20 protein-coding genes are annotated in these 19,157 nt (G+C 58.4%); 9 read left to right on the top strand and 11 right to left on the bottom strand.

Annotation, left to right across the window (positions count from 1 at the left end):
* Position 1 precedes the first annotated feature (1 nt).
* The 5 genes from CU103_RS19255 to CU103_RS19235 form a co-directional block, all read right to left on the bottom strand.
* A complete protein-coding gene (locus CU103_RS19255) occupies positions 2-826 on the bottom strand; it encodes a formylmethanofuran dehydrogenase subunit C (protein ID WP_106665659.1) in 825 nt (274 codons plus the stop codon).
* The gene (gene fhcD / locus CU103_RS19250; protein WP_106665658.1) at positions 823-1,731 is read right to left on the bottom strand and encodes a formylmethanofuran--tetrahydromethanopterin N-formyltransferase; all 909 of its coding nucleotides are present in this window, start codon (positions 1,729-1,731) and stop codon (positions 823-825) included. Before fhcD ends, CU103_RS19255 begins: the two co-directional genes overlap by 4 nt.
* Positions 1,719-3,353 (bottom strand): formylmethanofuran dehydrogenase subunit A, encoded by a 1,635-nt coding sequence (locus CU103_RS19245; protein WP_106665657.1) that lies wholly within the window; start codon positions 3,351-3,353, stop codon positions 1,719-1,721. The genes fhcD and CU103_RS19245 overlap by 13 nt, the downstream gene beginning before the upstream one ends.
* The gene (locus tag CU103_RS19240; RefSeq protein ID WP_106665656.1) at positions 3,347-4,447 is read right to left on the bottom strand and encodes a molybdopterin-binding domain-containing protein; all 1,101 of its coding nucleotides are present in this window, start codon (positions 4,445-4,447) and stop codon (positions 3,347-3,349) included. The genes CU103_RS19245 and CU103_RS19240 overlap by 7 nt, the downstream gene beginning before the upstream one ends.
* An 83-nt stretch (positions 4,448-4,530) precedes the next feature.
* Positions 4,531-4,929: a 4a-hydroxytetrahydrobiopterin dehydratase gene (locus CU103_RS19235; RefSeq protein ID WP_106665655.1), complete on the bottom strand. Its 399-nt coding sequence runs from the start codon at positions 4,927-4,929 to the stop codon at positions 4,531-4,533.
* Positions 4,930-5,031: 102 nt separating this feature from the next.
* On the opposite strand from CU103_RS19235, the gene CU103_RS19230 reads away from it, so the two are divergent.
* The 7 genes from CU103_RS19230 to fae all read left to right on the top strand — a co-directional run bounded on the left by CU103_RS19230 (position 5,032) and on the right by fae (position 11,437).
* Positions 5,032-5,997, top strand: a complete 966-nt coding sequence (locus CU103_RS19230) for a beta-ribofuranosylaminobenzene 5'-phosphate synthase family protein (protein WP_106665654.1) — start codon at positions 5,032-5,034, stop codon at positions 5,995-5,997.
* 35 nt (positions 5,998-6,032) lie between these two features.
* Entirely contained in the window at positions 6,033-6,929 is an 897-nt protein-coding gene (locus CU103_RS19225; protein WP_106665653.1) for an NAD(P)-dependent methylenetetrahydromethanopterin dehydrogenase, read from the top strand.
* Positions 6,907-8,034 carry an ATP-grasp domain-containing protein gene (locus tag CU103_RS19220; RefSeq protein ID WP_245448884.1) on the top strand — a complete coding sequence of 376 codons (1,128 nt, stop codon included), beginning with the start codon at positions 6,907-6,909 and terminating at the stop codon, positions 8,032-8,034. Before CU103_RS19225 ends, CU103_RS19220 begins: the two co-directional genes overlap by 23 nt.
* Positions 8,031-8,984 (top strand): methenyltetrahydromethanopterin cyclohydrolase, encoded by a 954-nt coding sequence (gene mch, locus CU103_RS19215; RefSeq protein ID WP_106665652.1) that lies wholly within the window; start codon positions 8,031-8,033, stop codon positions 8,982-8,984. The genes CU103_RS19220 and mch overlap by 4 nt, the downstream gene beginning before the upstream one ends.
* A gap of 12 nt (positions 8,985-8,996) precedes the next feature.
* Complete coding sequence (locus tag CU103_RS19210; RefSeq protein WP_106665651.1) at positions 8,997-9,911, top strand: ATP-grasp domain-containing protein; 915 nt, start codon at positions 8,997-8,999, stop codon at positions 9,909-9,911.
* On the top strand, positions 9,908-10,771 hold the full coding sequence (locus tag CU103_RS19205) for a triphosphoribosyl-dephospho-CoA synthase (RefSeq protein ID WP_106665650.1): 864 nt from the start codon (positions 9,908-9,910) through the stop codon (positions 10,769-10,771). Before CU103_RS19210 ends, CU103_RS19205 begins: the two co-directional genes overlap by 4 nt.
* A 156-nt stretch (positions 10,772-10,927) precedes the next feature.
* The gene (gene fae, locus CU103_RS19200) at positions 10,928-11,437 is read left to right on the top strand and encodes a formaldehyde-activating enzyme (RefSeq protein ID WP_106665649.1); all 510 of its coding nucleotides are present in this window, start codon (positions 10,928-10,930) and stop codon (positions 11,435-11,437) included.
* A gap of 123 nt (positions 11,438-11,560) precedes the next feature.
* On the opposite strand, the gene CU103_RS19195 is transcribed toward fae, so the two are convergent.
* Entirely contained in the window at positions 11,561-12,277 is a 717-nt protein-coding gene (locus tag CU103_RS19195; protein WP_106665648.1) for a HisA/HisF-related TIM barrel protein, read from the bottom strand.
* A 27-nt stretch (positions 12,278-12,304) separates the two neighbouring features.
* On the opposite strand from CU103_RS19195, the gene CU103_RS19190 reads away from it, so the two are divergent.
* A complete protein-coding gene (locus tag CU103_RS19190) occupies positions 12,305-13,372 on the top strand; it encodes a hydantoinase/oxoprolinase family protein (RefSeq protein WP_106665647.1) in 1,068 nt (355 codons plus the stop codon).
* A 6-nt stretch (positions 13,373-13,378) separates the two neighbouring features.
* Here the strand turns inward: CU103_RS19190 and CU103_RS19185 are convergent, their stop codons facing one another.
* Genes CU103_RS19185 through CU103_RS19170 form a run of 5 tightly spaced genes read right to left on the bottom strand, consistent with a single transcriptional unit; the run spans position 13,379 to position 17,759 of the window.
* Positions 13,379-13,990 carry a DUF447 domain-containing protein gene (locus CU103_RS19185; protein ID WP_106665646.1) on the bottom strand — a complete coding sequence of 204 codons (612 nt, stop codon included), beginning with the start codon at positions 13,988-13,990 and terminating at the stop codon, positions 13,379-13,381.
* Complete coding sequence (locus CU103_RS19180) at positions 13,987-15,387, bottom strand: DUF6513 domain-containing protein (protein ID WP_106665645.1); 1,401 nt, start codon at positions 15,385-15,387, stop codon at positions 13,987-13,989. The genes CU103_RS19185 and CU103_RS19180 overlap by 4 nt, the downstream gene beginning before the upstream one ends.
* The gene (locus tag CU103_RS19175; RefSeq protein WP_106665644.1) at positions 15,380-15,931 is read right to left on the bottom strand and encodes a flavoprotein; all 552 of its coding nucleotides are present in this window, start codon (positions 15,929-15,931) and stop codon (positions 15,380-15,382) included. Before CU103_RS19175 ends, CU103_RS19180 begins: the two co-directional genes overlap by 8 nt.
* The gene (locus CU103_RS31475) at positions 15,928-16,566 is read right to left on the bottom strand and encodes an amino acid kinase family protein (protein WP_170117063.1); all 639 of its coding nucleotides are present in this window, start codon (positions 16,564-16,566) and stop codon (positions 15,928-15,930) included. The genes CU103_RS19175 and CU103_RS31475 overlap by 4 nt, the downstream gene beginning before the upstream one ends.
* Positions 16,563-17,759: a (5-formylfuran-3-yl)methyl phosphate synthase gene (locus CU103_RS19170; RefSeq protein ID WP_170117062.1), complete on the bottom strand. Its 1,197-nt coding sequence runs from the start codon at positions 17,757-17,759 to the stop codon at positions 16,563-16,565. The genes CU103_RS31475 and CU103_RS19170 overlap by 4 nt, the downstream gene beginning before the upstream one ends.
* Positions 17,760-17,929: 170 nt before the next feature.
* Here CU103_RS19170 and CU103_RS19165 point away from each other — a divergent pair, with 170 nt between their 5' ends.
* The gene (locus CU103_RS19165; RefSeq protein WP_245448889.1) at positions 17,930-19,153 is read left to right on the top strand and encodes an ABC transporter substrate-binding protein; all 1,224 of its coding nucleotides are present in this window, start codon (positions 17,930-17,932) and stop codon (positions 19,151-19,153) included.
* The last annotated feature ends 4 nt before the right edge of the window (positions 19,154-19,157 follow it).

Genomic DNA, 19,157 nt, shown 5'->3' with positions numbered 1-19,157 from the left:
ATCAACTCATTTGGCGACCGCGCCGGAACAGAATCTCGCCCTTGCCCGATACGGCATTGTCGCCGCCATATCTGCCCGGTTTCTGGCCGAGCAGTGGCTTGTCCAGAATCTTCTCGTTGATGAGAAACCGGTCGAAAAGACCGGGAAAAGCGATGTCCGGTTCACCGCAAGCAACGAAAGTCGGCGAGAGCTTTTCGGGGGGGCGATCAAACAAGAGGGATCCCCGTTTCATCAGATACCCGGGCATTGCACCGACCCGTCCCGTAACCATGATCGTCCCGGCGATCATACGGTAGCCGGCATAGTCGCCGCACCCTTTAAGGATGGCGACCGTGCCCCGCCGCAGCCTGTCTCCGGCATAGTCCCCGGCCTTGCCGCGAACGATCAGGATTCCGCCTTCCATACCGGTGATTTCGCCCGAGAGTGGCCCGCCGAGATTGTCGCCGGAGTTACCTTTGATCTCCAGCCTGCCGCCAGCCATGCCCGACCCGGCATGGTGCCCAACATTGCCTTCGACAAACAACGATCCACCGGACATTTTCCTGCCCGCCTGGCTGCCAACATCGCCGGTGACGCGTATTGCGCCGCCATTCAGTCCCGCGCCGATCCTGTCGAGGCGCGAACTGCTTCCATCGAACACGAGGCTTTCCGCATCCTTGCCGGTGAGCTTGAAGATATCACCGACCAACGCAGGGTTGCGGCTTGTGCCCACGCGCAGCCTGGCGATCTGAGCTTCGGTGAGCCGGGCCAGCGACGCCGGCGTCAGGCCGGAAAGGTCGAGACGCTCTTCCGGTTCTGCGAGGAGCGAGAAGGTCAGCGCTTTCATGGCAGCAAGTCCTTCAGATGATAGTGAAACTTGCCAAGCTTGCCGCCGTAATTGCCGGCGCTGACGCGTAGCGCACCCTTCTTCGGGCCAAGATCGATGACCGCCTTCAACCCTGCCCGCATCGCTGCCGCAACGGCATCACTGGTCTCGCCATCGATGACGATTTCCAGAACCGCATTGACATCAGGCGTCAAGGCACTGTTGACGACACCCCGCAGCGTCGGTGCAAAGGCATCATTGGTGGATGCCATCATTCCTTTGTATTTACCGCCGACTTTCGAACCGGAGCGGACGATGCCACCGGGAAATGGCATGATCGCCCCCGGCACTTTCCCGATCGCCGCCACTGCCCGCTCTGCGGCGTGCAGTGCTTTGGAATTGTCGGCCGCGAGAAACAGCAGATTGCCGCCCCCCACGGCATTCTTGGTCAGCCCCGTCGTCGCTTCGCACAGGAACTCCCCATCCATGACCGGCTCGCGCCAGTAATGCCTGCCGCCGAACTTCTTCGATATCTGCCAGCCATCGCCGAAATAACGCAGCGAATTGCCGAGATCGAGCGGCGCCGAACCTTCCAGCCCCGCGAAGCAGGCGCTGCCGGGCGATGTCAGGACGCATTGTCCGAGCCGGCTTTTCAACTGCTTCTGCAACTCGTCGGTGCCCATCGCAAAAATCATGACACGGCAGCCCGGGCGGCCATCCGGCGTCTTCGTTTCCGGCACGTCCATATCGATCGCCGCCTCGCAGCCGCAGCCGATGACCGAGGTTGCATAACCGGTCATGGTGGTGGCTGCCTGCCGGGCCCATTTCAGCGTCGGGGCGGTGATGATGATCGCCGTTGCCCGCATGCCGAAGGCTTCCGCGAACGTATCATCGATGAGGACGCCATTGCGGGTCAGCTGTTGCATGAGACCTCCGCAAACGGCGCATCCCTTTGGATTGCGGAATCAGGGAAGGTGAACCAATCAAGCGACAAGCCGTATCGCTCTTCGTGATAATCCCTCATGCGCTTGATCATCGCCTTGTCCGGCGGCGGATTAAGCCGCAACGTCTTGCCCCAACGGTAGTGCGTAACCTTGCCATTCTTGACCACGAGGTCGCCATTCTTGAACACCAGCGCCGCCTCCCGGAACATCCTGGCAATGTCCTTGCCCTTGCGATAGACCGCGACATCGGCAATGGCTCCCGGCCCCAAATGGCCGCGATCCTTGAGACCGAGCAATCGTGCCGGCGCTGCGCGCGTCATGATCGCTATCTCTTCAAGCGTATATTCGCGGCGCACCGAGGCGAGCGTCGTCAATTCCAGTGCTGTCGCGTTCAATTCGGTGGATTTCGCGTCACGGGCACCGCTGCTCATCAGCAGCTCGAACAATTCCGGATAGGCAGTAAATGGTGCACCGTTCGGATGATCGGTCGTGAAGAACACCCGCCACGGATCGGTAATGAGCAGGAAAAGCTCAAGCCCCACCGCCCACTGCAGCGAGCCGTAATAATCTTGCTTGTAGCGATAGGGCACGATACCTCCCCCGCCATTGCCATCTCCGTCCAGGATGACAGACTTCTTCGGGCTGGCATTGCCGATGGCCGTGAACTGCCGCATCACGTCCGAAGAGATCGTCACGGTCTGGCCGAACATCACCTGGCCGATATCGATGGTGACATCGGGGTTAGCGTTGATAAGCTCCGCCAGCCGCGCCGCCTCGGAGGAGAACTTGCGTTTGCCTTCGGTGCCATAGCCATAGAACTGCAGATGGGCGAGATGCAGCGGCACCCCCTCGGTGGCGGCAATGGTGTCGGCGGCCGTATCGGCGCTGCCGGCGATGCCGAGATTGTTGGCGTGTACATGGAGCGGGTGCGGTATTCCAAGCCGGGTCACCGAAGCCTGCAGCGACTTGACGATCTTGCGCGAACTGACGCCATATTCGGGCACGACGTCGTCGAACGAGAAGGAGCGGACATTCTCCTTGAAAGCCGCGGCCGCACCGGCATTGATGACCTTGACGCCAAGAGCGCGGGTCGAACCGACGACCCAGGCGATGTAGTCATCAAGCATGGCCGAGGACTTACCGTTGCGAAGCAGCGACAGGGTGAAATCGTCATTGCCAAGAATGGCCAGCGTCGCCTTGTCGATGATCGGAATATCGGCGAGTTCAAGGTGCGTATGCAGTGCCGTGTACGGTGCCATGGCGGGTTCGACCACCGTGGTGAAGCCCATTTGCGCGTAGAGAGTGCCGGTCTGGAAGGTAGACCAGCCGGCATTGGAAAGCGGAGTGTGGGCTGGTCGCGGCTGGTGAGCCGCATGGTGTTCTGGCAGCAGCAGCCGGGCAGTATTCACATTGCCGCCGCCGATATGCGAATGGATATCGATGGCGCCGGCCATGACGATACAACCAGAAACGTCATGAGTCTGATCGGCAGTCTCACCCATGGGCGGATCGATCAGCACGCCATCCTTGATCCAGACGTCGCGCTGCCGGGGTCCATTATTGACCGGGTCGATAACCTCGCCGCCGACGAGCCTGATCAGCATGGCAAAGCCCTCCTGCCAGGCAAGGCTTCCGCCAATTGCTGCACGATGCTCGAGATGCTTGGCAATTGCGACGGCGCAGACGCGGCGACGGCCCTGAATGTACCTACCCTGCTGGAATAGGTGACGCCGTCATGATCAACCCCGGCTTTCCCGACAGAAATCGTGACCGCCGCTCCAGCGGTCGGCGTTTCATTTTTGCTCAGCGAAATCAATGCGATCCTTCCCCGCGCGGGGGGAGTTTCATCGCCCCTCGTCGACATCCAGACATGAAGATCCGCTTCCTTTTCACGGATCATGCGCTGGACGTCCCACCGCACGGGATCATAGCTTGGGAGGCTATTGGAGAAACCTGTCCGGGGTGGAAACCCGGTCATCCACAGGGACGTGAGCGCGGTACCCCAGGCATCATCGTCGGCAGGCAGAAACACGCTGCTGGCCCGGCCATTTTTATTGAGATCCGCAATCAACCCCTGCAGCATCACAAGGCCTGCCGCTTCGCCGGAGGTGCCGGAAAAGACGAAGACGGGGAACTGGCTTTTGTTCAGGGCCTGTCTGAACTGCGCAACATTGACCAGTGGCGATGCTACGTGGCGCCCGTGCAGTTCAGCGCGAAGCACGGCCAGGGCGCCTTCAAGCGAAAGGCCATCGCCGCCGAGCGAAACAGCCTTCAATTTCCTGACAAGTTTGCTGGTATCAGCCGAAACTGTCCCGGAGCCGCTGGCGTGGAACCACAAGCGTTTGTTACGATCGCCGAGATCAGGCCGCGAGGCCGCCCATGATTCCAACATTTCATGATGCGACGCGGGAATTTCGCCGACGAGGACGATCAGGCTGGAGCGCCGGCGCGCTTCGCCCGGCGTTGTGAACATGCCGCCATGGTTGGTAAACAGGGAAACCTCATTGGCAAGAGTCTCGCCCAGCCCATGATCATAAGCACCGCCTAACCTCTCAGCCAGCGCAATGGCACTGCGTGTGCCATGCACATCCGTATCGAGGGTAAAAACTGGACAGCGGCTTGATGCCAGAAGCTTCGCAGCATTCTGAATTGCATCCATCAAAGAGACCGGCTGGCTGCCAACCCATGCAACCGACATATTCCGCAACTTTCTGGTGCCAACCTGAGCTTAACCAAATTTTTTCGAATGTGAACCCTGCGGCCCAGCAAAAAAGCATGCGATCAATCGTCGTACTTAACGTAGGCGAAGCGCTGGTCGGTTTGCGGCGTTCCTTCCAGTGATCCCGACTCCTTGCCCGGCTGCCACTGGACGATGCTCTCGATCTTCCTGGCGAGTTCGAAATCCTTGTCGGTGATGCCCTTCGCGGCATGATTCTGCAACAGGACCTCCACCCAGGCGTAAGACGCCTTGAGATCTGGATGGTGCCAGGCAGCTTCTGCCAGATGCCCGATCGTATTGATGACCATCAAGGTCGATTTCCACCCATGCGTCTTGTATTTGCGACGAATCCAGCCGTTCTCATAGCGCCAATGCGGTAAATCGCTCTGCAGTTTTGCGACAATTTCGCTTTCCGAATAGACTTTTTCCTTGGGTTCGGCCTTCTTTGTTTCATCCGACATTCGCATTACTCCCTATTCTTTGCGCATCACGCTTGCACCTCGTTTGAAAGACGATATCATAGTGCAGGGCCCGATTTTTGAGATTGTGTAAAGATTAAACAAATGTCGGAATCCGTCACGATCAAAGTGCCCGCTCGCCTGCATCTCGGCTTTCTCGATATACCGCGCTCAGGTCAGGACCGGTTTGGAAGCGTCGGCTTGCCCATTCAGGATATTGAGACAGTCCTGACGATTTCCCGTGCAACAGACATACACATTCATGGTGAGGAACAGGCCCGCATCGCACAGCATATCGCTACGCTTTGCGCTCATCTTGGCATCAAGACACCGCACCGGGTCAGCGTGCAACGGGCCATCCCGCGCCATATTGGCCTCGGTTCCGGAACGCAGATCGCCATAGCCGTGGCGGCTGGGCTGCGCACACTGCATGCGCTGCCGCTTGATACTGCCCAAGATGCCGTACTGCTCGGACGCGGCTCGCGATCGGGGATCGGCATTGCCGCATTCGAAGAAGGCGGCGTGATCGTCGACGCTGGCAAAGGTTTCGGGCAACAGGCGCCGACTGTCATTTCGCGCATTCCGTTTCCGGAAGCCTGGCGCATCATCCTTGTCCTCGACACCGCAACGCAGGGCATGCATGGCGAAGCCGAGATCGAAGCCTTCCGCACTTTGCCGCCGTTCCCGGCAGCAACTTCGGCTCTGATCTGCCGCCATGTGCTGATGAGCATCATGCCCGCTCTCGTCGAGCAGGACCTAGCCTCGTTCGGCAGGGCGGTGGAGGCCATTCAGACCGAAATCGGCACTTATTTTTCACCGGCACAGGGCGGCGTTTTCACCAGCAGGCTGGTCGAGGCCACATTGCACCGCCTCGTGAAGGCTGGTGCTGTCGGGATCGGCCAGAGTTCATGGGGGCCGACGGGCTTTGCTTTTGCCGCCTCACAGGCCGATGCGGAACGCATTGTGGGCGAGATCGGTGGACGTTCTCCCGGTACCGCCATCCAGATTGTCGCGGGCAGAAACGCGGGCGCGGAGATCACGCATACCGCATTGAACCTCGCCAGAGCTTGAACCATGGGCACTATGGTCAAAGAGGAGCGGAAAACATGAGCCGCAAAATGATCCTTCATATGCTGACACCCCTCCGGCACATGAGTCCGTTCGACGTCAACATGGCGCTCGATGCGGGCTATGATGCGGTTATTCCCTATACGGATGTCGAGCTTTCCGATGTCAGCAACCTTGTTCAGGATGCCATCTTTTCGCGCCCGCCGGATGCAGGCGTCGCGACCGGCATTTTCCTTGCCGGCAAAGACGCGCCGCTGGCGCTCGACATGCTCGACGCGGCAAAGAAATCCATGGTACCGCCCTTCGAAATCTCGGTATTTGCCGATCCGGCGGGATCGTTCACGACCGCGGCGGCGATGGTCGCCAAGGTCGAGAAAGCACTGGTCAAGCACCACGACCGCGAATTGAACGGGACCTCGGTGGCGGTCTTTGGTGCGACGGGCGTGGTCGGCTACTGCACGGCAGTAATCGCGGCCGGCGAGGGCGCGCGTGTAACAATCGTCGGCCACGACGGCATTGAGCGCGTTCAGGAGGTCGCGGCATCGATCATGCAGCGGTTTGGATTGACGGTCGAACCGGCTGATGGATCGACCGAGGCCAAAAAAAGCACCATTGTGGAAGGCACGGAGGTCGTCCTCGCGGCGGCAAAGGCAGGCGTGCAGGTGATCTCGAAAGCGCAGCTCGGTTCGGCGGGCGGACTTCTGGTTGCTGCCGATGTGAATGCGGTGCCTCCGGCTGGTATCGAAGGACTGAAAGTAAATGCAAACGGTGAGACGCTCGATGCGACACAGGCTGTCGGCATTGGTCCGCTCTCGATTGGCAACGTCAAATACAAGACGCAGGCTGGTTTGTTCGAACAGATGATCAAGGCCGAAAAGCCGGTCATCTTTGATTTCCGGGACGCATTCACCCTTGCTCGCGACCTTGCCAAATAGACCCGAGATCCTGATCGTTGCGATCTCTGGCCGCTCGCTTGCAGCAGCAGCGAAGCAGGCCGGTTTCCGGCCGCTGGTCGCGGACCTTTTCAACGATGCGGACACGCTCGCGCTGGCAGACCGCGCAGTGAAGCTGTCGGGCAGCCTGGAGGCGGGAATCGATGAGGATCAGATCGTCGAGACGCTGACGGATCTGGCTCGCGGCTATGCACCCACTGCGGTCGTGTTTGGTTCCGGATTTGAACGAAAGCCGGAAATGATCGACGCGATATCGAAAATATTTCCGGTTGCCGGCAACAATGCCAAGACGATTCGGCTGGTAAAGGATCCCTCCAGTCTTTCCCGCCTCTGTTCCGATCTGAAAATTCCGCATCCCGACATTCGTTTCGACGTGCCCGACAACCAACAGGAATGGCTGACGAAACTCGCCGGTGGTGCGGGAGGGTCGCATGTGAAGCCAGCCAATGGCGGTGCTTCCGGCCACGAACGCTATTTTCAGCGCTTCATTCCCGGCAAGAACCTATCCGCGCTGTTTCTCGCCGACAGGCACCAAGCCCACATTGTCGGCTTTAGCCGGCAATGGTCTTCCCCCTCCAGACACGCGCCGTTTCGCTATGGCGGGGCGGTGCGGTTGCGGCGTTACAGCAGGACAAAATCAGTGCTGATTGGCGATTGGCTCACCGCGTTGACCCGGCGCACTGGCCTTGCGGGCCTGTGCAGCGCCGATTTCATCGACGACGGTTGCGGCTTCCATCTCATCGAAATCAATCCACGCCCCGGCGCGACGCTGGATATCTTCGACAGCAAGGAGACGCCGCTGCTGCGCGAACATTTGCGCGCCGTCATGGGCCACAGGATATCGGTGCCAGCTTACAGAGGTTCCGCCGCATCGGCGATCGCCTATACTGCGCGAGCCATCAGCGCCTTTCCGCACGTGGCGTGGCCGGCAATGACGGCAGATCACCAGATGCCGGGCACTGCTCTTGCGGCTGGTGATCCCGTTTGCACTGCATTTGCCACTGCAGATTCGGCCATCGCCGCAATGAGGGCCGTCAAGAGCCGCGTCAAGGAACTAGCAGTTCATTGGAGGGAGGAGTTCCGATGAGGGACGGTCATGCCTATCTGAATAGAAATGCGCAACGCATTGCCGATTCGATGATCGAGGATGCCGACCGCCTCGGCATCGAACACAGCCGCGGCAGTCTCGGTGAACGGCTGATCGATGCTGGCGCGAACAGTCCGGGCGGCATCGAAGCGGGCCTTCGCATCGTCGAGATCTGCATGGGTGGCCTGGGCACCGTGTCCGCCGCTCTGGCCACAGGCAAATGGCCCTATTGCGTTGATGTTCGCTCGTCACAACCGGTGCTTGCGTGCCTTGGCAGCCAATATGCCGGATGGAATCTTTCGCACGAGAAGTATTTTGCCATGGGATCCGGTCCGGTGCGGGCCCTTGCGCGTGTCGAACCGCTTTTTGACAAGATCGCCTATCGCGAACCGGACGCAGAATCGTCAGTCATCGTGCTTGAAACCGCAACGCCGCCGCCGGCAGCGATTGTCGAGAAAGTGTCGAATACGACTGGCCTCGATCCGGAAAAGCTGACATTCATCTATGCTCCGACACAGAGCCTGACGGGTTCCATGCAGATCGTCGGCCGGGTGCTGGAGGTAGCACTGCACAAGGCACACGACCTGAACTTTCCGCTCGATGCGATTGTCGATGGTGCAGGCCGCGCGCCGATTCCTGCGCCACATCCGGATTTTCTGCAGGCCATGGGCCGGACCAATGACGCGATCATCTATGGCGGGATTGTTCAGCTTTACGTCCGCGGGAGCGCCCAGAACGCACGCGACCTGGCGGAACAACTTCCAAGCCGGACGTCACGGGATTACGGGCAGCCGTTCGCCGATATCTTCAAGAAGTTCAAAGGCGATTTCTACGCCATCGACCCGCATCTGTTCAGCCCTGCCGAGGTGATCGTCACCGCGATCGAAACCGGTGATACATTCCGCAGCGGTCGTGCTGACAATGCAATGCTGGAACAATCTTTGGGGTGAGCTGAAACAAAAATGCCAGAAACGATACTGATCCTATCTGACCGGCCTGATCGTCAGGTAAGGCAGCTTCAATCCTCGTTCAAGTCGCTCGGATTTGACGTCCTGGCGCTGGCTTTGGCGGATATCGGTTTCGACAGCCGTTATCCATCAGGAATTGCAATTCCGGCGATGAACGGCGCCCTGCCCGCCGCTGTGATTGTGCGATCGATCTCATCGGGAACATTCGAAGCGATCACGCGCCGTCTCGGCATATTGCATGCCTTTGCACATCTTGACGTTCCCGTTTGGAATTCAGCCAAGGCTATCGAGCGTTGCGTCGACAAATCGACCACGACGTTCTTTCTGGCGCAGGCCGGTTTGCCCACACCGGAGACTTTCGCCGTCGAGAGCCTCGCAAATGCCAAGTCTGTCGCAGAACGTGAACTCACGCACGGTCCTCTGGTATTGAAACCTCTCTTCGGCTCACAAGGCAAGGGTATTCGCCTGATCCGGCATATTGACGACCTGCCCGCATCGGAAGAAATCGATGATGTCTACTACCTCCAGCGTTATGTGGCGCATTCCGGACCGCCCTTCTGCGATTACCGGGTCTTCACCTGTGCTGGTGAAGTTCTGGGCATGATAACGCGTCGTGCCGAGGGCTGGATCACGAATATAGCCAAGGGCGCGAAGGCGGAGCCTGTCGTCGGGCCGTTGCGCTTCAAACTGGAAAGCCTTGCCCTCGCCGCGTCCGCGGCAATCGGCACGGATTTCGCTGGGATCGATATTGTCCCGGCGGCCGATGGCAGGCTTCTGGTGCTCGAGGTCAACAGCATGCCCGCCTGGACCGGACTGCAATCGGTCGTTCCAGTCAAGATCGCCGATTGCATTGCCAATGCGCTGGCCGCGCGGATCGTACCGCGACTGGACGAGAGGCCCGCGGCGTGACACCGGCGCGCGAACAGATCAGGCGGGCCTATATCGATGCCTGTTATCAGGAAATCGAAGCGTTGAAGCCCGGCAATGTGCACCGATTCGCCGATGGTCATCGTATGAACGCCCGGCAGTTTTTTGAAAGCGCGCAAGTGTCGTCGCATGCGGTATGTGATCCAGTGCTTTCTATGGGCCGGCGCATTCTTGAGGGGGTCACGGCAACGCGAAACAGGATCGGGACCAACACCAATCTCGGCATTCTGCTCTTGTGCGTTCCACTCGCAAAGGCTGCCGAAAACGTCAAATCCGATTTGCAATCGAGTCTTGCCGAAACGCTTGAGAACCTGGAACTCGACGATGCTCGCGACGTGTTTTCGGCAATCGTGCTGGCACAGCCCGGCGGGCTGGGCTCAGCGCCCAAGCACGATGTCTCGACGGCGCCAGAGGTCCCCCTTCTCGAAGCGATGCGGGAGGCGGCCGACCGGGACATGATCGCCCGGCAATATGTGACCGGGTTTGGCGACATTTTCGCCGGCGGTCTCTCGACGCACAAAGCTGCGATCGACCGCAATGAGCAGGGAATGTGGGCGACTGTTTTTGTCTATCTTTACTTTCTGTCGGCCTTTCCCGACAGCCACGTTGCCCGCAAGCATGGCAATATCGTAGCCGGGAATACGCGAAAGGAAGCCGTGCAAATTCTCAAGCGAATTGAAGGCCTGAGTGAGGGTAAGGAACGCGAAAAAGTGCTTCTTGCTTTTGATGCCAAGCTCAAGGCCGACGGCATCAATCCGGGGACTTCCGCCGACCTGACAGTCGCCACCCTTTTTGCATTAAAACTCAACTTGGCCTTGCATAATGTTGAGGTAAATGCTTGAATTTCACCAGCGGATTTCATCCGCTGCTATCTGGCCAACCGACCCCCAACTCAAGGGTGCTGCGAACAAGGATAGCTGTCCATCGAGCGTCGTGTCTCGAGAGGTACGGCGTCTTTGGACAAACCATTTGGGACCGCTATAGGGAGGAATTAGGCCGTGGCGAAAATCAATAAAGTTATGGTTGGCGAGTCGCTCGTTGGCGACGGAAATGAAGTTGCGCATATCGATCTTCTGATCGGGCCGCGTGGCAGCGCTGTAGAGACCGCATTTTGCAATGCATTGACGAACAACAAGGACGGATTTACCTCCCTTCTTGCTGTTATCGCCCCTAATCTTGCATGCAAGCCGAACACGATCCTGTTCAACAAAGTCACGATCAAAGGCGCCAAACAGGCAGTCCAGATGTTCGGACCTGCACAGCACGCCGTTGCAAAAGCAGTCCAGGATAGTGTTGCCGATGGCACAATTCCCGCGGAAGAAGCTGACGATGTATTCATCTGCGTTGGCGTCTTCATCCATTGGGAAGCCGAAAGCGACGCCAAGATCCAGGACTTTAACTACCGCGCGACGAAGGAAGCCATCAAGCGTGCGGTGACAGGCTGGCCGACAGCGGCAGAAGCAACTGCTCAGCGCGACTCCGTCAAGCATCCGTTCGGCGCTGCCTAGACAAGAGACAACCCCGCACAGAGCACGCCCTCTGACGAACCGGATGGCCTGTTGCGCCGGTTGGCAAAACTTCTGGGCTTCCAGTAATGAGAATGGGGAGAAGGAGCGATCTTCCTCCCCTTCTCAGCCGCTCAGGATGTTGTCATTTTGCATCAGAGACGAAATCGCCTCCGGTGTCAGCGAACCGTTGTGAAGCGCCGTCGCCACGAGCGCAGCCGAGATGCCAAGCTTCTCCAACTGCTCAATATCCCGCAGACCGCGGATGCCTCCAGCAGCGATGACAGCACGATTGCCCGCACGGCGCTTAATCGCTGACAGGCGGTCGAAGTCCGGTCCTGCATTGGCGCCGATGCGGCCGAGCGTCATGACGATGACAAGCGGCGGCCAGCTTTGCGCATTCTCAAGGACCGACGGCGGTCCCAGAAACTCATCGCCACGAAAATCGAGCGACAGGATCAACCGCGGGTTGGTGCAAAACACTTGCAGCACGGAAATATCGGATTGTGACTCGGACCCAAGAACCGGGAATATCCGGTCCATTGCAAGCGCGGTATCAAGTTGTTCCGGTTCGCTGAACCCGGCGTCGAGCCAGATGTTTTCGGTCGGCAACAATGGCCGCAACTGCTTCAAGGCGGAATGCTCGCAGCGGCGTTCTATACGGTCAAGATCGGCAACATAAAATGCCGGAAAAGGATAGACGGTTCGCAGGCCATCCGCCACATCTCGAACGCTGGCGGTCGGACTGAGCGGTGTTTCAATGGGCTTATAGCTGTCGCGATGGCCCATGCGTGCGCGAACCACGAGACCATCTTTTATGTCGAGTACCGGAATGATATGCACGAGTGAAATCCAAGGAACGATGTGCCCATGAAATACCGATTTGCCAACGAAGGAAAGCCCCTGGTAACGGGTTGGGATCTGGGCGGTGCCCACCTGAAGATGGCCCAAAGCCACAACGGCAAGATTGTCTCGGCGAAAATCCTGAAAACACCGCTTTGGCTCGGCGTCGATCAGTTGCGTGAAGCCTTGCGGGAACTTGGCCCGCTAAGCGCCGAAAATAATTTCAATGTCTTCACCATGACTGGCGAACTTTCCGACACATTCGCTTCGCGTGATGCGGGAGTTGCCGGCTTGCTCGACCTCATTCAACAGGAATTCGGCACAGAAAATACACTTATCTATGCCGGGCGCGCCGGTTTCTGCGATGTGGGTTCCGCACGCAGCCTTGGAAGCGATATCGCATCGGCCAACTGGCACGCCACTGCCCTGCTGAGCGCAAAGCTGGCAAACACAGGTCTGTTCGTCGATATGGGTTCGACGACAACCGACATCCTTGCATTCAAAGACGCCGAACTGACCAATCTTGGCTATTCGGATGCCGAGCGGCTATTAACCGGCGAACTCGTCTATACCGGTTTCGCCCGCTCGGCCCTTATCGGTATCGCGGGTCTCGTCCCCGTTCGCGGGCGGATGACACCGCTGATGAACGAATATTTCGCCAATACCGCCGATCTCGGCCGAATCCTTGGCACGCTTGACGAAGCGGACGACAAATATCCGTCGGCTGACCGTCAAGCGAAATCGGCGGCGGGATCGATAGCACGGCTGGCGCGCATGGTCGGACGCGACGGCGCCGATCTCAATGAGAACGAATGGATCGATATCGCGCGCTGGTTCAGCGAACATCAGCTGCGCATGATCCATGATGGAGCGTTCCGCGTCGCTTGTAATCTTTCATCGGACCGCATGGCGCCAGTGGTCGGCGCAGGCATCGGGCGCCCCCAGATCAAAGAACTCGCGAAGCGCCTCGAACGGCCTTATCTGGATTTCGGTTCGCTGATCCCTGCCAGGGAGGAGGCCCGCGACGACGCCAGCAAGGCAGCGCCTGCTGCAGCGGTCGCTTTGCTAGGTTCAATGCATCTGCAGGGCGCGTAGTCCCATCTAGATATGCCCCCCGTGGTGATGCACGACCGCATCCTTGCCTTTTTCATCGGCGGCATCGCGATGATCCTTGACCCGCTGCATGAGCCAAGACCAAGCCTGATGTTCATCGGGTCCAGCCGTCTTTTCAATGGCGATCATCAGATAAGCGATCTCGGCATCGATCTTCTCCGGGGGAAGCATGTGCAGACGGCTCACCAGAATCGCGAGTTCCAGCACGGCAGCCTTGGCGCGATTGAGTCCGGTAAAGGGCGCATGGGTCGCTTCCGAGACCACCTTGCAGAAATGAAGCGGCCGCAAGCCATCATCCTTGATTGATTCGACGTGCAGGACGGAATGGCTGAGCGCAGCCTGAAGTCGCGGTACCGGACAGTTCTCGACGGGAACCGTTGGCCAGTCTTTATGGCCAGTCAGACATCCGGCAAAGACCAGCATGTCGTCAGTATAATTGGCGATGGCATAGGGAACAGCAGCCAGGTTCTCCAGCGTCTTTGAGGGCCGGAACGGCGCAATGATCCAGCCGTCCGCCTCCTGGATAATTCCAAGCGGGGCGATATGGACGGCGCCATCGGCATCGACCGTGGTAATGATGGTCTCCCTGATGTAGGTCATGGCGCCACATCCTTCTTGGTTCGCAGCGTGTGCCCGGCTTCGGCCAGTCGCGTACGGTCCTGTTGCTTCTCCGGGGCTGCCGCGCCCCAGGCGAGCGGCTCGTCCTGCGCATAACGCTTGCCGAGTTTCCAGGCGATTTCGGCCTTGGTCAGCTCCGCACCCAGATAGAAAGCATGCGCTCCGTCGCCTTCAACGTTGAGACGCGGGAAAAGTTCAAAAGCATCGCTGGATACGTGATGGCCCTTGCCGTTGAATATATGGACACCGTCCGGGGCGGTCAGGATGCGGAAATTGGCGTCACGCACGTCAGCGGCGAGAACGTCAATGTCTTCAATACTGTTGGGATACGGCTTGCGGTCGTGGATCTGCAACAGGCCCGCATCATAGCCGCGCGGCAAAGCATGGTCCTGTTTGGCGGCAAACATGATACGGCGAGCGCGATCGTGCTCCTCGACGGTGCGTACGGTATGCGGGCTCACATTGACCACCAGCACGTTGCCGATGGAAAGCTCCGAGCAAAGACCGGCAAGGAGAGCCGTCACCCCGGAAGAATCGGCATCGGTCAGTTCAGTCAGATTGCCAGTACCCATCATCATCGGGGTATCGGGCCAGCGGCGGCGCGCCTCAATGAACCGCCCGAGCGAGGCGGCGAAACCGAAGTGGATGGGATCGAGCACGGGATCTGCAATGAAGGGAATGTTCGCAGCCTTCGCAGCATCGATGGCACGGCCAAGCGAGTCCAGATCACCCGGAATGGCGGGGATCAGAATTGGTGTAACGCCATATTTGATTGCCAGGCCGATCGTCTCTTCGGTGAGGCTCAAGAGATAATCCGCACCGGCAGCAGCACCGGTCTCGAGTTCTTCAAGGTTCGCTGAATCCACGCTGACGCAAAGACCCTGTTGCTTGAGGCTGCGAACCGATTCGGCGAGATGCGGAAACGGCGTTTCCGGAAGACAGCCAAGGTCGATCACATCCGCTCCGGCAGCCGCCAGCGTCAAGGCACGTTGCGTCAGTGTGTCAAGCGACAGTGCCGAGGCGTCGACGATTTCTGCGAAAATACGCATGTCATGTCTTGAAAGATCGATCGGTTTGCCGACACGTCCGAGAAAAACCGGCAAATCTGAGACTTCGTCCGGACCGCGGATGAAGGAAACACCGAACCGCTCGCTTAGCCGGCCAAGATCGCCGCGGTAACGCCCGGGGAGGATAACCCGGTCGGCAGTCAAAGGCTGCTTCAGCCGACGCGAGATGATCTCTTCCGTCATCAGAGCGGCGACTTTCACTCCGATATCCACGATCTCATAGGAAAACGCCGTCTGCCCAAGGTCGGCCAGCACCCGTTCCACCCGCGAACGGGCAAGATGGCCAGTCAGAAACAGCAGATGCTCAGCCATTGTCGGCGATCACTTTCTGGCGCTCGGCAATTGCCGCTTGCAACTCGGCAAGAGATTCAACCACGTGTGTACGCTCATAAGTCTTGAGCCGGGCAGTATTTTCGAGATCGATGGGCCGGGGATAAACCTTGACCATCCCTCCCGGAGCCATGGTTTCAAGTTCAGGTGCCGTGTCACAAGCGAAGACAATCGACGGCACCAGACACTTTCCCGCCTGCGCATAGACATTCGTCGGCAGCGAATCGGAAATCCCGACGACGCATTTCGCTACGGTGTTCGATGTGGCGGGTGCAATAACCGCCGTATGATAGACGCCATGATAGAAACCGCCTATGGGGATGGAACTTGCCGTCTTGTCATGCAGCACCCGCATGGTTTCGGGAAAGTCGAGTTTCAGCCCGTACATGCGCAGCACTTCATTTGCGGCCTTCGAAACGAAGACATCGCAATGTTCGAGTGTGCGGATCAAATCGAAGCTCTCTACGAAGAAATGGCCGGAACCGGTCAGGGCCCAGGCCCATCGCGGCGTATGAAGCTGTATCATTGCGCAACCATTCCTTCGGCGGTCATTTTGTGCTGCATGATCTTGCGTCCGGGGATCGTCGCCAAGGGCAAATCGAGCGTACGCAACGCTTGCGGACCTGCGATGTGGAGGCGTGTATATTGTCCCAGCATCGCGGGCAGCATGCCGTCGACAATGCCGGCGCCGGCGAGGTCTGACACACGGGAATAAGCCACGTACTCATCGGTTTGCTTGATCAGCAGCAGCGCATTCGTGTCCAATTGCCTGCACAGCCAAGCGCTGAGTGAATCCGATGTTACATCCCAGGAACAGGGAATGTCCGGCGCGCCGATCGTCATGGATGATGGAAGCCATACCGGTATGTCACCAGCCACCAGAACTTCGCGAATTTCCGTTAACGATCGTGCTGGTTGCAGGCGCACGTTGCGCTCTGCGATGACAATGCCGAACTGGTCCATGGCAAGGATGGCCATCGCATGCGCCGCTTTATCCGAATAGGCCAGACTTTTCTGCGAAACCCTGACCCGATCGGCAAACGGGCCACCACCCGGTACGATAACGAGCGGAAAAGTCGCCGTCATCAGAACGGCGAGCCAGCGCTGCATTTCCTCATGACCCGCCGTGCTTCCTCCCAGTTTCACCACGAGTGGCTTCATGAAGATGCGCCCTTCCTGCCTCCATGTGCGTGCACAGCTTCTGGCTTGCCTGCAGTATGTCTGGACTTCGCAAAATTCTTGGCATCACTTTTGCGTTCGATCTCGACACCAACGCCGCCCGGTCCAAGTTCAAGTTTTTCTGCCCGCACCACGACCCGGGTAACACGGGGATTTTCCAGAACGAATGCAGCAACCTGTTCCGCCAGCGTCTCGGCAAGTTCGACATGTCCCTGCGCAACAATAGCCCGAATGCCATCCATGATAAGATCGTAGGAGACGACGTGGCGCATGTCCTCGGGATTGCGCGTCACCCGCAAAACGTCGACCGTGACGTCGAACCGCACCTTCTGTGACTTGCCATGTTCGAAACTGTAGGCGCCGATCTGGACCGGCAGAACAAAATCACGGACAAAAATCTTGTCGGTGCCGAGCCCGGCCTCGGCCGGATCGGGGAAATAGCCGCGCGCCGCGAGGAGTTTATAGTCGACCCCAGTTGGTGCGCCTGGCCCCAGTGCTTCTGGGATCAGAGCCCGTATTTTTGCCGTCGCTAGCGCATCGACCGGCGAGTTGCGGCTCAACCCGGCACACAAGGCGCCGCGAAATCCAAGAAAATCCGGCTTGAAGGCCAACAACCGCGGCACATCCGGCGCCTCAAGCGATCCCGCGACCCCGGACATCAATCCGTGCGACTGGCAATCCTTGACGAAATGGCCAATCTGGTCGGGCGTCATGTGATCGAGCAGGCGGCCCGCCGATTTCTTGGCAGTATCGATCATCACCCCGTGAAAACCGGCAGCAGCAAACTGTTCGGCCAGGCCTTCTTCATATTCATTCCGGTGGTCGGCAAAGACCACGGCAATCAATTTTTTGTGCGCGGCGAGTGGCTTCAACATCTCCATGCAGGCGGCCAATTGACCAAAGGGGAAGAAGCCGATCTTGATATAATCCACACCTGTCGCGGCGATTTCCTCCACCTTGCGGCGGATGGTTTCCGGCTCCATCGGAAGATCACCACATGCAGCACTAACAGGCCGCCTGCCTGAAATAAAATTGATAACTTCCAATAGCTTGTCTGGTCCGACCGCTCCCAGGGCCCCGTTTGCAGGATCCTTCAGATCGATAATATCCGCACCATTCTGGAAGACGATTTCCGCTTCCTGCCGGTTTTGCACACTCGCAAGCATCTTGGTCATCAGCGCGCCCCTTCGCAGCGGTAAAGAATTTTGCCCGAAGCCCACGAAAAGATGACTTTGAGGGTTGAGATAATGGCGGGGTTGTTTAAAAACACTATGGGCACCTCTGTTCTTAAGCGACCGCCATCATGCGAATGGCGGCAAATCCGAATGGTATGGTCATGAAGAGTATGGTGCCAGACACTCTTGTGTTTTTATTCGGCTTTTTTTTGCTCTTCGTCAACGTGTCTGAGTTGCATGCGCAACAGGCATCGACAGATAAAACGACAAAACCGGTCACCGAAACCCGGATCGGTTATCTTCGCGCCTATGAACCGCAGCTTGCCCTTTCTGTGCTCGACATCCCTCCCCGCGATGAGGGTGTAGCCGGTGCCAACGTCGCCATCAACGACAACAATACCACCGGCAAGTTCCTTAGTCAGAGTTTTGCGCTCGATGTTATCGAGACGAAATTTGATGCGGACGTCGTCCCCGTTTTCAAGGAAATGCTCGCTCGCGGCGATCGCTTCATTTTGACCGATATTTCTGCCAAGCAATTGCTGTCGATTGCGGACCTCGCAAAGGATAGCGGTGCCCTGCTTTTCAATGTTGGCGCGACGGACGACATCCTGCGAGAAGAACAGTGCCGATCGAATGTGTTCCATACGGCGCCGACACGAACCATGCTTGCCGACGGTCTGGCCCAATACCTTGTCTGGAAACAATGGCGCAAATGGGTGCTGCTCTATGGCTCGCACGAACGTGACCAGCTCTACGCCGATGCCATTCGCCGCGCCGCGGCACGGTTCGGGGCAACGATCGTCGAGGAGCGTGTGTACGAGGACAAGGGCACCGCCCGCCGGACCGATACCGGCGTGATCCAGGTGCAGAAGCAGATGCCGGTCTTTACGCAAAACCTGCCCGAGCATGATGTGGTCGTCGTCGCCGACGAGAGCGAAGTATTCGGCAGTTATGTGCCCTACCGTACTTGGACCCCACGGCCCGTTGCAGGAACCGCCGGGCTTGTTCCCTCAAGCTGGCACCCCGCCAGTGAACAATGGGGTGGCTCCCAGATTCAGAATCGTTTTGACAAGGCGAACGGGCGCAGGATGCTGTCGAAAGACATGCAGGCCTGGACGGCAGTTCGGATACTGGGCGAGGCTGTTACGCGTACCAAGGGAAACGACCCGGTCCAGGTGGAGGCCTTCATTAAGGCGGACGACTTTTCGATCGCAGCCTTCAAGGGCCAGAAAGTGACATTTCGAAACTGGAACTGGCAGTTGAGACAACCGATCCTGCTGGGCGACGGGCATAGCGTCGTATCCACCTCGCCGCAGGAAGGCTTCCTGCACCAATTTTCGGAGCTCGACACGATGGGGGTCGACCGGCCGGAGACCAAATGCAAGCTCAACTAATGAA

This window comes from Phyllobacterium sophorae, from assembly GCF_003010965.1.
In the GTDB taxonomy this organism is placed as follows: domain Bacteria; phylum Pseudomonadota; class Alphaproteobacteria; order Rhizobiales; family Rhizobiaceae; genus Phyllobacterium; species Phyllobacterium sophorae.
The sequence above is the reverse complement of the archived record's forward strand: the minus strand, read 5'-3'. Positions and strand labels throughout refer to the sequence as shown.

Excerpts from the sequence above, each read along its gene's own strand:
- CU103_RS19175 (WP_106665644.1), bottom strand. The coding sequence starts at position 15,931 with ATGATACAGCTTCATACGCCGCGATGGGCCTGGGCCCTGACCGGTTCC.
- CU103_RS19255 (WP_106665659.1), bottom strand. The coding sequence starts at position 826 with ATGAAAGCGCTGACCTTCTCGCTCCTCGCAGAACCGGAAGAGCGTCTC.
- mch (WP_106665652.1), top strand. The coding sequence starts at position 8,031 with ATGAGGGACGGTCATGCCTATCTGAATAGAAATGCGCAACGCATTGCC.
- CU103_RS19180 (WP_106665645.1), bottom strand. The coding sequence starts at position 15,387 with ATGGCTGAGCATCTGCTGTTTCTGACTGGCCATCTTGCCCGTTCGCGG.
- CU103_RS31475 (WP_170117063.1), bottom strand. The coding sequence starts at position 16,566 with ATGAAGCCACTCGTGGTGAAACTGGGAGGAAGCACGGCGGGTCATGAG.
- CU103_RS19225 (WP_106665653.1), top strand. The coding sequence starts at position 6,033 with ATGAGCCGCAAAATGATCCTTCATATGCTGACACCCCTCCGGCACATG.
- CU103_RS19235 (WP_106665655.1), bottom strand. The coding sequence starts at position 4,929 with ATGTCGGATGAAACAAAGAAGGCCGAACCCAAGGAAAAAGTCTATTCG.
- CU103_RS19230 (WP_106665654.1), top strand. The coding sequence starts at position 5,032 with ATGTCGGAATCCGTCACGATCAAAGTGCCCGCTCGCCTGCATCTCGGC.
- CU103_RS19245 (WP_106665657.1), bottom strand. The coding sequence starts at position 3,353 with ATGCTGATCAGGCTCGTCGGCGGCGAGGTTATCGACCCGGTCAATAAT.
- CU103_RS19210 (WP_106665651.1), top strand. The coding sequence starts at position 8,997 with ATGCCAGAAACGATACTGATCCTATCTGACCGGCCTGATCGTCAGGTA.
- fhcD (WP_106665658.1), bottom strand. The coding sequence starts at position 1,731 with ATGCAACAGCTGACCCGCAATGGCGTCCTCATCGATGATACGTTCGCG.
- CU103_RS19185 (WP_106665646.1), bottom strand. The coding sequence starts at position 13,990 with ATGACCTACATCAGGGAGACCATCATTACCACGGTCGATGCCGATGGC.
- CU103_RS19170 (WP_170117062.1), bottom strand. The coding sequence starts at position 17,759 with ATGACCAAGATGCTTGCGAGTGTGCAAAACCGGCAGGAAGCGGAAATC.
- CU103_RS19190 (WP_106665647.1), top strand. The coding sequence starts at position 12,305 with ATGAAATACCGATTTGCCAACGAAGGAAAGCCCCTGGTAACGGGTTGG.
- CU103_RS19240 (WP_106665656.1), bottom strand. The coding sequence starts at position 4,447 with ATGTCGGTTGCATGGGTTGGCAGCCAGCCGGTCTCTTTGATGGATGCA.
- CU103_RS19165 (WP_245448889.1), top strand. The coding sequence starts at position 17,930 with ATGGTGCCAGACACTCTTGTGTTTTTATTCGGCTTTTTTTTGCTCTTC.